Genomic DNA, 12,066 nt, shown 5'->3' with positions numbered 1-12,066 from the left:
GGGTCAGGTTCGGAAGTTTTCACGGGTGTCATTGCACGTCCGCTTAGCCCCCTGATAGCGGAAGTCAATTTCAGAAAACTGGACTTTGCGCCAATAATGTCTGCTCATCCCTCACATAGCGGACATTATTTCGGAGTACCGATAGAGTCTGGAAGTAGCCACAAGCGGACAATTACAGCCGAGGTTACCCATATTCCATCGCAAACTTAAAAACTTGGCAAAGAGATATTTTTTCGGTGCTTAAGAATTAAGATACGATAAACTCAATGTTCTGCGCACCTTCCCACAATACCAGATGGCCAAAGTCGAAAAGGTTTTCTTGCCCCTCCACTACTGTCAGGAAATGGTTTCCAGCAAGTTCGCCCATTTTGCTTGCAAAGCTGGAGCTGCCATAAGCAAAAAGAATTTCAGTTTCGCTGACACCGCCAGGATAAAACAATATATCTCCACGTGAGGGGTGGCACGTCTGATTTTCAAAGTCCAATTTTGCATCAAAATCACCCAGCGGCACCCAAACCGCCTCACCACTCCAGCGTGAATGAATAGTCTTATTCCTGAATGGCAAAAGCTCTAAAAATCGTGCACAGGTTTTTGGCGCTTGCTCAACTTCCAGCTTCGCTTTGAAGGCATATGGACCCGCCTGAATTTTCAAAATTTGCATATCGTTTCGACCGTAATTTAGTGATTTGAATATAGCATTTAAGTTAATCAATCCTACCGAACTCTTCTCACTGATTGGTACGAGCACGCTGCACGTGGTTCCTGAAATGGCTCCCCTCGGAAACACTTTATCAACTAAATGGCGTCGCTTGGATAAGCGCGTTCATTTAAACGGTTGAAAATAGGTCCTTCAAACGCAACTCCGTGATCCTAAGAATATTTTTCATCGCTTCTGCGCGCTCTGTCGACGACTCATTTTTCTGGCGTTCGTCATATGCTTGGAGAATGGACGCCTTGTCGTGGTCACGCACTGCGACAATGAAGGGGAAACCAAAGCGGTCCTTGTACGCGGTATTAAGCCGGTTGAAGGTGTCGAATTCTTCTTGGGACATTTGGTCCAGCCCAACGGATGCTTGCTCAGAAACTGAAAAATCTGTCATCTCTCCCGCTCGTGCAACCTTCCCAGCAAGGTCGGGGTGGGCTCGGATCAATGCCAATTGCTCTTCTTCAGACGCCACTGATACCACCTCGATCATCGCTAGATGAAGTGTGTCGACATCCTTAAATGGTTTGGCGGCAAAAGCACGTTCGGCGATCCATGGCGAATGCTCGAAAACGCCCCCCAATACCGCGATAAACGATGGCGCGTCCATCTTGTTAATTTCGGCGATACCTAAGTTATCGCTCACGTTCTTGGTTCCTTTAGAATTCTCTCAATCACTGCATTGGAAAAGAGAAAATCACACTGGCGTAAATTTCGATATATGCTGTTGTTCGCCATCTACGCTAGCTACCCCTGTACGTTGAATAGCTATAGGGTGATACAAGAAGGGGCACATGGTAGTGCTCGTCTGGGTCCGAAACACTGAACCAAACTGGTACGACATCAAGGAACATTGGGTTGGGACTATCACTGCCTCGAGACTTGAAATAGGCGCCGACGCAAAACGTCAATTCATAAGAATCAGCGACAAAGGCTTCGCCTTCCAATAAAGGGCCATCAACCCGGCCATCTTCGTTTGTCGTAAAGCTCCCAATGATTTCGCCGTCGGACCGCCTGAGGTCAACCCGCATACCAGAGGCTGGGCACCCGTTAGCCGTATCGAGAACATGGGTCGTCAGATATCCCATGAACAAGCCCCTTCATATCTTGTATAAATTGTATCCAATATATTCTAAATAATTACCCAAATATTTAGATCAGGGCAACAAAAATTTCGATAAAGATATATGATTACCGGTAAAAAACGCCATTTTTTACAGAAATTAAATAAAATTTTATTCGTAATTTCATCGTTGTATCGTATACAATTTGGTGCGAGAATATTGAACAATCATAAATCGGCCGGTTAAATTTTAATTATGGCTACCCAACAAAAACCACAGAACGACCCAATATATTCAGAAATTTTTCGTGCGATCCTTGAACAGCGATTGGCGCCCGGTGCTAAGCTCACGGAAAGCACCATGGCGGACGTCTTCGGTGTCAGCCGAACAATTATCCGCCAAGTGCTTTTGCGCCTATCCTTGGATAATGTCGTCGAAATTCATCCTAACCGAGGCGCCTTTATCGCGATGCCAAAGGCGGAGGACGTGCGCCAAGTTTTTAGTGCCCGGCACCTGCTCGAAGACGGCATTGTTGCAGCATCAGCAGCAAATTGCTCAGCGGTGGATGCAGACGTTCTCCGCAAAATTGTTGGTAAGGAGAATGACTGTATAAGAAACAGTGACCGCATTGGCGCAATTCGATTGTCTGGCGAGTTCCACTTGGAGTTGGCGCGCATCGGGGGCAATAAACCACTGATGAGACTTCTGCGACAATTGGTCGCACAAACGTCACTGGCAATCGCACTTTATGAGACGCCGGGGAATCTTGTATGTGTTGATGATGATCACATTAATATTGTTGAAGCTATCGCGGCTGGTGATATTGAAAAAAGCCGCGCGTTGATGAGGGAGCATCTAAGGCAATGTGAAAGCCATCTGAATCTTGATCCGCTGAATGATTCAAATAACTTAAGGGCGGTGTTCGCAAATGTTTTCGAGGCTAGGCATTCGGCCTGAAGTAGATTTACGAAATGATAAATGATTCTTATCCACGCGATCTGACGGGCTACGGTGCCAATCCACCTCAAGCAAATTGGCCGGACAACGCACGCATTGCCTTACAGTTCGTGTTGAATTTCGAAGAGGGCAGCGAAAACAGCATTCTGCACGGGGATGCGGCGTCCGAAGCCTTCCTTTCAGAAATCATTGGCGCCGACGCGCGCGAGGGCGTGCGTCACATGTCTATGGAATCATTTTATGAGTACGGCAGCCGAGTTGGCGTTTGGCGTGTTTTTAAACTGTTTCAGGAATTTGACATTCCGTTGACTCTCTTTGCCGTCGCAATGGCACTAGAGCGCAATCCCGATATGGTCGAGGCGGCACTGGCGGCAGACTATGAATTTTGTAGTCATGGATATCGTTGGATTGACTATCAATATGTGCCGCAAGAGATCGAAATCGAACATATGCAGAAAGCCATCGACATCCACAAACGTATCACGGGGGAGCGGCCGCTCGGCTGGTATACGGGGCGGACCAGTCCCAATACGCGTCGCTTGGTGGCCGAAGCGGGCGGGTTTCTTTATGACGCCGACGACTATAGTGACGATCTGCCCTTTTGGTCGACCTTAGTCGATACCCCGCATCTGATCGTGCCCTATACGTTGGACGCAAATGACATGCGATTTGCAAGTCCGCAAGGCTTTAACGCTGGTGATCAATTTTACAACTACCTAAAGGATACTTTCGATACATTGTATCTGGAAGGGAAAACGGCGCCCCGCATGATGTCGATTGGGTTGCACTGTCGAATTATTGGGCGTCCTGGCAGACTTGCCTCGTTGCGCCGGTTCTTGGAATACGTTCGTGGGCACGATGATATTTGGTTTGCACGGCGCATTGACATCGCCCGGCATTGGCGCGAACAGCATCCCTACATAGACCCGGCGGAGACACGGTCATGACCCAATCTATTCCCAAATTCACAATTAATGCCGTCAATTTAGCATCGCCTCGGTTGGGCACTAAAGTGATCCAGGCTAGTGACGAATTTTTTGCACCCAAGGAACGGCTCTTGAAGGATGAGGACCCGATTTTCATTGCCGATAAGTACGACGATCACGGCAAGTGGATGGATGGCTGGGAATCTCGGCGCCGGCGCGACGATGGACATGACTATTGCATTGTTCGGCTTGGCGCGCAGGGAACAATTAAGGGTGTCGATATTGAAACCACGCACTTCACTGGCAATCATCCACCCGAAGCCTCCATTGATGGCGTGCTATCGGATAATGGCATTAGCGAAGACAGAAAGTGGATAAATGTTGTTCCGCGCCAACGCCTCGACCCAGACGCACACAATTTTTTTAAAGCTGAATCGGACGAGCGCTTCAATACCTTGCGCCTGAATATTTTTCCTGATGGCGGCGTGGCGCGGCTCCGAGTTTATGGCGAGCCACTAAGTGAGTGGGATCAAACGAACCCAGATGGCGAACACGAACTTTCTTCGATCACAAATGGCGCCAAAATTGTCGGCTATAATGATGCGCACTATGGTAGCCCTTGGGTGATTTTGGCGCCCGGTCGCGGCCAGAATATGGGCGATGGCTGGGAAACACGGCGACGCCGTGAGCCGGGCAATGACTGGATCGTCGTAGCTCTGGGCGCACCGGGCCTCGTTGAGAGAATTGAAATCGATACTGCATACTTCAAGGGCAACTATCCCGACCGCTGTTCTGTGCAGGGAGCCCTGGTGGCTAACGGCGTGGATATCCTCCAAGATGCGGAGACGTGGCCGGAACTGATGGAGCAGAAAAAATTGCAAATGGATCAAATTCACACATTTGATCGCAGCGCGATTAACGTTAGTGGGCCGGTTTCGCACGTTCGGTTGAATATATTTCCTGATGGAGGCGTAAGCAGGTTCCGTGTCTTTGGCAAGCTAGCTAAGGAATAACCACAATGGCCGTGAATCTAACACCTGTTCCCCTGACCCGCGAGTTGTTTGCTCCCTTTGGCGATGTAATTGAAATTGACGACGCAGACCATTATTCGATCAACGAAGGTACGACCGAGCGCTATCACGATTTAGCAAAGATCGATGTTTCGGCTAAAGACGGCGTGCCCTTGATTAGCATCTTTCGTGGCCAACCACGGTCCATTCCAATCAAAATCAAGATGATGGAGCGCCATCCGTTAGGCACCCAGGCCTTTATGCCTTTGCAACCCCATCCGTACTTAGTTGCCGTTGCGGCGTTAAGCGATACAGTTGGGCCCGCCGACGTAAAGGCTTTCATAGCGGCAAGTGGGCAAGGTGTGAGCTACCGCCGGGGTGTATGGCACCACCCGTTGTTGGTTTTAGAGCCTGATCACGATTTTCTGGTTATCGATAGAGGTGGCGCGGGCGACAACTTAAGCGAATATTCTTTCTCCGATGAAGAAGGCGTCGTCCTGTTGAACCCGCGATAGAAACCGGCCTCCAAATCTTCTAAATTTTAAGCTGTCGGTATTTGGTTGACCAGGGGGGATGCCCGATTTCAGGACCCGTGTGCGACGTGCTCGTACCACTCGGCAAGAATGCGGCGTTCAGGCGTGCTCAGCCCAATACCGTCCCGCTGGGCATTGGGCGGCGGCATGGCACGGCTGCGGCCCGCGTGAAGATAGATTTCTCGAGCCCGGCGCACGATTTGTGCGTCACTGTCAAACTTAACATTCTTAGGTGCGGTACTCAGGCCATCCCATCCAGGCTCTTCCGTGTGGCACATGACGCACCGTCCCTGCACCAATTCACGAACCTCTTTGAAGCGGGGCGCACTGGCAAACTTTTGTTCGTATGGTGTCAGTTTCGTCGTTTCTCCCTCAACCATTGGCGGCGCGGGGAGCGTCGATAGCCACATAATTGCGAGGAAGAGTAAAGCCGTCGCAGGCCACGTCCACGTCGGATTGCCGGCTCCACTGTGCTTGGAGTTAAAATAATGGCGGATCGACACGCCCATCAGGAAAACGAGCGACGCGATGATCCAGTTGTAGGTGGTCGCAAATGCCAAGGGATAGTGGTTGGCGAGCATTAGAAATATGATTGGGAGCGTCAGGTAGTTATTGTGGGTCGAGCGTTGTTTGGCTTGTTCCCCAAGAGCTGGGTCCGGCGATTTACCCGCGATGAGATCAGCCACGACCTTCCTCTGGTTCGGCATAATAATCGCGAAAACATTGGCGGACATGATTGTGGCGGTGAAAGCGCCAAGATGTATAAAAGCGGCCCGTCCGGTGAACACCTGAGTATATCCCCATGCCATCGCAACAAGCATGAAATAAAGTAGAACCATTAGTCGGGTGTTATCCGATCCAAGTGGCGACTTGCAAAGCAGATCGTAGAGGACCCATCCGATCCCCAACGAGGCCACCGAAATCAAAATTCCTTGGGTTGATGTAATGTCGAGCACATTGGGGTCGATGAGATAGAGATCGGCGCCCGCGTAGTAGATGATAGCCAACAACGCAAATCCCGAGAGCCACGTGGCATAGGCTTCCCATTTGAACCACGTCAGGTGTTCGGGCAACCGGTCGGGCGCGACGAGAAACTTTTGGATGTGATAGAATCCGCCACCGTGAACCTGCCATTCCTCACCCTGGACACCGTCTAGTGAATCATCCGCTCTTCGAAGCCCCAAATCCAGAGCAATGAAGTAAAAAGACGTGCCAATCCAGGAAATTACCGTAATGACATGGACCCAGCGTGCCGCAAATGACAGCCAATCCCAGAATATAGAAAATTCAATCATAGTGTCTTCCTAACAGCGGTGCAGAGTGACAAATATCGTTGCCAACTTGAATACCGAGAACAGCCAAAGACTTTCAAATTAATCTTTATAATGATATGAATTTTAGCATGTCTTATGTGAATAATTTGAAGACGTTTGTTCGAGTTTTCGACCTAGGCAGTATGTCTGCTGCAGGCCGAGATATGCGGGTCTCTGCTGCAGTTGTTAGCAGCCGAGTTGCGGAATTAGAAAAACACTTCTCGGTTCGATTGTTCAATCGAACAACGCGCAGCATGAAACCCACGGCCCATGGTGAACTTCTCTACAGTGGAGCGATCAAAATTCTTGATACGATTATAGAGGTCGAAAGCAATATTGCCGAAATTACCGCCCATCCAAAAGGAACGATCTTCGTCGCGGCGCCACTGGGAATTGGGAAAAAACTGATTGTTCCTCTTATCCCAACTTTTAAGGATTCATATCCGGATATCAATATCCGGCTAAGGCTATCGGATCGAAAGGTAGATATTACGAACGAAGGACTTGATGCGGCATTTGTATTGAGAAATTTAACTGATTCAGAAATGCGGGTTCGTCATATCCACGAGTTCGAACGGGTCCTATGTGCTTCGCCTGCCTACATCGAGAAACATGGCGCACCAACGTGCGGCGATGATTTGGTATTACAAAAACACAGCTGTCTATTACTACGCTATCCTGGTGCTGATGAGTTTTATTGGACATTGCAAGTTAATGGTGTTCCTCAACGGTACGATTTCACGGGGCCATTGGAATCCGATGATGGTGAAGTTTTAACAACATGGGCGTTGGCAGGAAGCGGAATAATCAACAAACCAGTCTTCGAAATAGCGGAGTTTTTGGAGTCAGGGGCACTCGTCCGCGTGGCTGCAAACACCCCGCCAACGGACGTTCCTTTCGCCTGCATTTATCCGCACAAGCGGCTTCAAGATCCAAAAATAAAAACGTTCATCGAATATATCGTCAAGGAATGCAAAGACGTTCTCTCTATTGGTTAATTCCACAATTTCTGCAAAAGAGATTTGCGCTGCGGAATCAACGCCCAGATGAATAAAACAGCTGATGAAATCAGCAAGACGGCACTTCCAGGCCTGTCGAAAAAGACAAACGGATCACCACGTGACAGTAACATTGCCCGGCGGAAAAATTCTTCCATCATCGGTCCGAGGACGAACCCAATTAGAAGCGGCGCGGGCTCAAACTTATAGAGCCGAAGGATGTACCCAATGGCCCCAAAAACCAGCGTGACCCAAATATCGAAAACGCTATTATCAATGCTGTAAACACCGACACAAATCAGTACCACGACTGTTGGGTAAAGATAGATATGTGGCACGCGAAGCAAACGAACCCATAGGCCGATCAACGGTATATTGAGCACCAGCAAGAACAAATTTCCAAACATAAAACTGACCACCAAACCCCAAAATAATTCTGGATGGTCAGTTAGCAACCGTGGCCCTGGATTGATCCCATGGATCATTAACGCGCCAAGCATTAGGGCCATCGTGGTGCTGCCGGGAATGCCGAGTGTAAGGGTCGGAATAAAGGCTGTTTGGGCCGCCGCATTATTTGCCGACTCTGGAACCATGATACCCTCAATAGCGCCCTTACCGAATTGATCACGGTTTTTCGACATCCTTTTTTCCAGCGCATACCCGACAAATGATGCGACCGTTTGCCCTGTCCCTGGCAGGGTGCCAAAAAAGGAACCAATGCTTGAGCCTCGTAGGACGGGCCCGATCGACCGAACCGCTTCGCTTGCCGTCGGCAGAAAACTTCTAAAGGGGATTTTTTCTGTGGCGTAAGACGGAATTTTGCCCCGCGCCGAAACAATTACTTCCGAAACACCAAACAGGCCCATGGCAACAACCACGAGGCTCACACCATCACGTAATTCCTGGATGCCACCGGTAAATCGAACGTCGCCGGAATTTGTGTCAACGCCAACGGTACCCAGAAGGACGCCCAGACAAACCATTGCAACGCCCCTGATAGCGCCACTGGAACTAACGACGGAGGCGGCGATTAAACCGAGAACCATGACGGAAAAATATTCAGCGGGTCCGAACAAAAGCGCGAACCTTGCCAATGCAGGCGAAAGTAAAGTCATAACGATGACGCCAAAGATACCCCCACAGAAAGAGGCAATCGCAGTCATAAACAATGCCACCCCGGCGCGTCCCTGTCGCGCCATTGGATATCCGTCCAGACACGTCACCGACGCGGACGGCGTGCCCGGAATGTTAAGTAGGATTGAGGCAATGGAACCTCCGTATTCAGCGCCGTAATAAACACCTGCAAGCATTACAAGGGCGGTATCTGCAGGCAGGTAGAAGGAAACTGGGAGCAACATGGCAACGGCGGCCAGTGGTCCGATTCCAGGTAACACACCAATGAACGTACCGAGAAATACGCCTACAAAACAATATGTTAGGTTGGTCGCAGACGCCGCCGTTTCAAATCCTAGCGCTAAGTTTGCAAGCAGTTCCATTTAGAGCCCCTGAATCGGCGTGAACGGCAAATTCAAGCCAACAATAAATACCAGCCAAATTCCTAGGCTAACGCCCAACCCAAGCAAAACCCGGGTTAAAAAAGTAAGTTCAAAATCAGCAAAACTCGTAAACAGCACAGCTAGAAATGCCGCGGGCAACACGCCTAAATATGGCACGCCAATAGCAAACGCCGCGACACCCGAAAGAACTGTAATGACGGATAGGGGATCAGGCTTTTCTAATTCATCTTGTTCAGAGCGTGTCGTAAAAAGAGCAACGATGGCTAGTACACAGAGTATGGCGCCGACTCCCATCGGGAAAAATCCCGGGCCCATACGCCGCGCCGTGCCAAGATCAAGCCATTGCCAGGAACCAAAAAAGAAATACGCGCCAATTGATAAAAGTAGAATATTTCCAACTTGCCGTTTGAGAGCATCTAATATCAAGAGGCTTCCTCCAAATTAAATTCTAATCCATCATATTCCGCAGGGATTGAGATTGCCCCGTTGCGTATAGCTGTCTCAACCTTGGCGATTTCTGACCGAGTCGTTTCTGGCACATCATCGCGGAATGCAAGAAATACTGCCCCTTTATCTGCAAGACCAATTTCTACAATTTCTGTCGGCATAATGCCCTCAACCATATCCTCAATTGCGCGCTGCGCGCCAATATCAATTCGAGCAACGGCAGAGCCAATAAATACGTCCGGTTCGGACTTAGTCCAATCAAGGGCATTTCCAATTTGATGTTTTTCAAGCTTGCGGCAGGCAGCGATTGCACCGCTGCGAGCCTCATTCAACATTGTAAATAAAATGTCGGCTCCGGCTTCCAGTTCAGCAGCAGCCCAATGTTCTGCGATATCCGAGTCGTCCTGGGTCCCACAAAACGCGGTGAGAATTTTAACCTCTGGTTCGATGTAGTTAACGCCGGCAACATAGGCAGCCCGCCCCTTAAGCCCAGGACGAACACGATGGCCAGAGAGGTGCCCGACCGTACCTGATTGGGTCGTCAGCCCTGCCAAACATCCAGCGAGGAAGGCTGATTCTTCTTGTAAAACATCATAGCTTGCCAAGTTGTCAGCAGTTACCGCGCCCTGGACAACGGCAAATTTCTTGCCCGGGTTCGCTGCTGCGGCCTTCGGCGCAGCAATATTCCCTTGCCCGCCGATAACCACAACACCATCAGATGTTTGTCCCGCCTCCGTGAGATTCTTTAAGATAACGTCTTGTTCAAACGGAATCCCATGGATGATTTCGATTTCGGCATTTGTATTATTACGTGCCGCTTCAATGCCGATGAGAGCACTTGCATTAAAACCTCGATCATGAAGTTTACCGACAAATACGACCGAAATTTTCATGTCACGTGCCCTCCGTCCAGAAAAGTGCTGCTCGACGTTAATTCCGTACGGTAATCAAGCTTTACTTGGCGATCGCCTTCTTAACCAGCGGACGCCATGCTTTGCCCTCGGCTGCGACAAAATCCCTAAATTGTGCACTGGTCATAGGTCTCTGGCTAACGCCCCATGTCGCAAATTGTTTTTTGACTTTATCAGTAGCCTTAGCCTTTTGAAGTGCGGCATCAACCTTGCTTGCAATCGTGCTATTAAGGCCTGCGGGCGCCGTAATACCAAGCCAGTTCTCGGCGGAGATCAGGAGACCTTGCTCCATGAAAGTGGGAATATTAGCAGACGTTGGAATCCGCGATTTTGAACTAATTGCAAGCGGAATGGCGAGACCTTCCTTAATCGCTGGCAAATTCTGCGGCAAGGCATCAAAAGTGATGGGCACAACACCTGAACGGAAATCAAGCCGCATCGGACGTGAGCCTTTATACGGAATATGCACCATGTCGACGCCTGTCAGCGCCTTGAACTGCGCACTGACTACATGTCCCCATGATCCAACACCCGATGTGCCGTAGTCCAGCTTACCAGGTTCTTTTTTTGCCTTTGCAATCAGTTCGGCAAGTGTTTTTACGCCGACTTTGGGCGATACAAACAGACCAAGATAGACAGCTCCGATGTACGAAACATGCGTGAAATCATCGATCGGGTCATACGGCGTGTTCGGGAATCGAACCGGCGCAACGTTGAACGGAGTTAGGTTAGAAAGCATGAACGTATAGCCGTCAGCTTTTGCTTTCTTCAGCGCTGTCGTCGCCACGGTGCCAGCAGCACCCGGTTTATTCTGGACCACAAACTGTTGTCCTAATTCCTTTGTTAGGTTTTCAGCCAACAAGCGCGCAACAAGGTCACTACCACCGCCCGGCGGGAACGAGACCAGTATTCGGACCGGTTTTTCCGGCCACGCCGCCGTCGCAGTTGTTGCTCCAATGGTCCCCAGAGCGATCACTGCCGCCGCAAGCGACAGAGATACTCGCATGAATGTGTTTCGCCAAAATGTCATTTTCCTACTCCTTCAATTTTATGGAAACGAGGTTGTGGAAATTAGCGCGGTTGAGGTTCGTCTACCTCTCAATATATTGCTAACTCCCCCGGTTCATCGATGAACTGAAAGGCAATGCCAACACTGGCACATAATGGTGCTGATGATCATCGTCGATCTTAAATCGGATTAGCCCACGCTCAAGAAACTTCTCTATCAGAACATTTGCTGCCAAACGCTCTTTTACAATATCGAGAATGTGAGCTGTAAATATCCCTCGAACGTGGCACATGGCCTACACCAATTATTCGAGTTTATAATCCGGGAAATGTTTAACGTACAAAAGGCGGGTAATACTTTAGCATCTTCGTATATTTTTTGATAATCACATGAATTGCCGCCCAAAATAGAAAGGTGCACGCCCGATAGAGAATTAAAGGGAATGAATAACGAACATTTTTGGTAATCAAGGGCCGGTCTTGCATTGTAAGATTTGGGTGCAACCAGCATCGCTGGTCCTAGGCGGATGTCTCCTTTGGGTCCAGGCTGTTCTCTAACTCGGGTGTTGATGTCAAGCTCTCCGTTATGTACCTGTCGGGTTCACTGTTCTCTCCGCAGTAGGGTCCAAGCCCTCTGCATAATGGCGTTGGAGGACGTTGGCGGATCAATGTGTCAATC

13 protein-coding genes are annotated in these 12,066 nt (G+C 49.5%); 5 read left to right on the top strand and 8 right to left on the bottom strand.

What is annotated here, in order from left to right; genetic code table 11:
* Nucleotides 1–247: 247 nt before the first annotated feature.
* The 3 genes from HOM51_16665 to uraH form a co-directional block, all read right to left on the bottom strand.
* Entirely contained in the window at nt 248–661 is a 414-nt protein-coding gene (locus HOM51_16665) for a DUF3830 family protein (protein ID MBT5036148.1), read from the bottom strand.
* 166 nt (nt 662–827) lie between these two features.
* Nucleotides 828–1,313 carry a 2-oxo-4-hydroxy-4-carboxy-5-ureidoimidazoline decarboxylase gene (gene uraD / locus HOM51_16660; protein ID MBT5036147.1) on the bottom strand — a complete coding sequence of 162 codons (486 nt, stop codon included), beginning with the start codon at nt 1,311–1,313 and terminating at the stop codon, nt 828–830.
* Nucleotides 1,314–1,446: 133 nt separating this feature from the next.
* The gene (gene uraH / locus HOM51_16655) at nt 1,447–1,791 is read right to left on the bottom strand and encodes a hydroxyisourate hydrolase (protein MBT5036146.1); all 345 of its coding nucleotides are present in this window, start codon (nt 1,789–1,791) and stop codon (nt 1,447–1,449) included.
* Between the two features lie 231 nt (nt 1,792–2,022).
* Here uraH and HOM51_16650 point away from each other — a divergent pair, with 231 nt between their 5' ends.
* The 4 genes from HOM51_16650 to HOM51_16635 are packed head-to-tail and all read left to right on the top strand — an operon-like array spanning nt 2,023 to nt 5,175.
* Nucleotides 2,023–2,724: a GntR family transcriptional regulator gene (locus HOM51_16650; protein MBT5036145.1), complete on the top strand. Its 702-nt coding sequence runs from the start codon at nt 2,023–2,025 to the stop codon at nt 2,722–2,724.
* 17 nt (nt 2,725–2,741) lie between these two features.
* Nucleotides 2,742–3,671 (top strand): allantoinase PuuE, encoded by a 930-nt coding sequence (puuE, locus tag HOM51_16645; GenBank protein MBT5036144.1) that lies wholly within the window; start codon nt 2,742–2,744, stop codon nt 3,669–3,671.
* Nucleotides 3,668–4,663: an allantoicase gene (gene alc / locus HOM51_16640; protein MBT5036143.1), complete on the top strand. Its 996-nt coding sequence runs from the start codon at nt 3,668–3,670 to the stop codon at nt 4,661–4,663. Before puuE ends, alc begins: the two co-directional genes overlap by 4 nt.
* 5 nt (nt 4,664–4,668) lie before the next feature.
* Nucleotides 4,669–5,175 (top strand): ureidoglycolate lyase, encoded by a 507-nt coding sequence (locus HOM51_16635; protein ID MBT5036142.1) that lies wholly within the window; start codon nt 4,669–4,671, stop codon nt 5,173–5,175.
* 68 nt (nt 5,176–5,243) lie between these two features.
* On the opposite strand, the gene HOM51_16630 is transcribed toward HOM51_16635, so the two are convergent.
* Nucleotides 5,244–6,488: a urate hydroxylase PuuD gene (locus tag HOM51_16630; protein ID MBT5036141.1), complete on the bottom strand. Its 1,245-nt coding sequence runs from the start codon at nt 6,486–6,488 to the stop codon at nt 5,244–5,246.
* Between the two features lie 107 nt (nt 6,489–6,595).
* Between HOM51_16630 and HOM51_16625 the strand changes: the two genes are divergently transcribed.
* Nucleotides 6,596–7,504 (top strand): LysR family transcriptional regulator, encoded by a 909-nt coding sequence (locus tag HOM51_16625; GenBank protein MBT5036140.1) that lies wholly within the window; start codon nt 6,596–6,598, stop codon nt 7,502–7,504.
* Here the strand turns inward: HOM51_16625 and HOM51_16620 are convergent.
* The 4 genes from HOM51_16620 to HOM51_16605 form a co-directional block, all read right to left on the bottom strand.
* Nucleotides 7,501–9,000 carry a tripartite tricarboxylate transporter permease gene (locus HOM51_16620; protein ID MBT5036139.1) on the bottom strand — a complete coding sequence of 500 codons (1,500 nt, stop codon included), beginning with the start codon at nt 8,998–9,000 and terminating at the stop codon, nt 7,501–7,503. The genes HOM51_16625 and HOM51_16620 overlap by 4 nt on opposite strands.
* The gene (locus HOM51_16615; GenBank protein ID MBT5036138.1) at nt 9,001–9,447 is read right to left on the bottom strand and encodes a tripartite tricarboxylate transporter TctB family protein; all 447 of its coding nucleotides are present in this window, start codon (nt 9,445–9,447) and stop codon (nt 9,001–9,003) included.
* Nucleotides 9,444–10,361: a BMP family ABC transporter substrate-binding protein gene (locus tag HOM51_16610; GenBank protein MBT5036137.1), complete on the bottom strand. Its 918-nt coding sequence runs from the start codon at nt 10,359–10,361 to the stop codon at nt 9,444–9,446. Before HOM51_16610 ends, HOM51_16615 begins: the two co-directional genes overlap by 4 nt.
* Nucleotides 10,362–10,422: 61 nt before the next feature.
* Entirely contained in the window at nt 10,423–11,409 is a 987-nt protein-coding gene (locus tag HOM51_16605; protein ID MBT5036136.1) for a tripartite tricarboxylate transporter substrate binding protein, read from the bottom strand.
* Nucleotides 11,410–12,066 lie beyond the last annotated feature (657 nt).

Source organism: Rhodospirillaceae bacterium (genome assembly GCA_018660465.1).
Classification (GTDB): Bacteria; Pseudomonadota; Alphaproteobacteria; order Rhodospirillales; family JABJKH01; genus JABJKH01.
This window is presented reverse-complemented; position numbering and strand designations above follow the sequence as displayed.

Excerpts from the sequence above, each read along its gene's own strand:
- HOM51_16665 (MBT5036148.1), bottom strand. The coding sequence starts at position 661 with ATGCAAATTTTGAAAATTCAGGCGGGTCCATATGCCTTCAAAGCGAAG.
- uraD (MBT5036147.1), bottom strand. The coding sequence starts at position 1,313 with ATGGACGCGCCATCGTTTATCGCGGTATTGGGGGGCGTTTTCGAGCAT.
- uraH (MBT5036146.1), bottom strand. The coding sequence starts at position 1,791 with ATGGGATATCTGACGACCCATGTTCTCGATACGGCTAACGGGTGCCCA.
- HOM51_16650 (MBT5036145.1), top strand. The coding sequence starts at position 2,023 with ATGGCTACCCAACAAAAACCACAGAACGACCCAATATATTCAGAAATT.
- alc (MBT5036143.1), top strand. The coding sequence starts at position 3,668 with ATGACCCAATCTATTCCCAAATTCACAATTAATGCCGTCAATTTAGCA.
- HOM51_16635 (MBT5036142.1), top strand. The coding sequence starts at position 4,669 with ATGGCCGTGAATCTAACACCTGTTCCCCTGACCCGCGAGTTGTTTGCT.
- HOM51_16630 (MBT5036141.1), bottom strand. The coding sequence starts at position 6,488 with ATGATTGAATTTTCTATATTCTGGGATTGGCTGTCATTTGCGGCACGC.
- HOM51_16625 (MBT5036140.1), top strand. The coding sequence starts at position 6,596 with ATGTCTTATGTGAATAATTTGAAGACGTTTGTTCGAGTTTTCGACCTA.
- HOM51_16620 (MBT5036139.1), bottom strand. The coding sequence starts at position 9,000 with ATGGAACTGCTTGCAAACTTAGCGCTAGGATTTGAAACGGCGGCGTCT.
- HOM51_16610 (MBT5036137.1), bottom strand. The coding sequence starts at position 10,361 with ATGAAAATTTCGGTCGTATTTGTCGGTAAACTTCATGATCGAGGTTTT.
- HOM51_16605 (MBT5036136.1), bottom strand. The coding sequence starts at position 11,409 with ATGACATTTTGGCGAAACACATTCATGCGAGTATCTCTGTCGCTTGCG.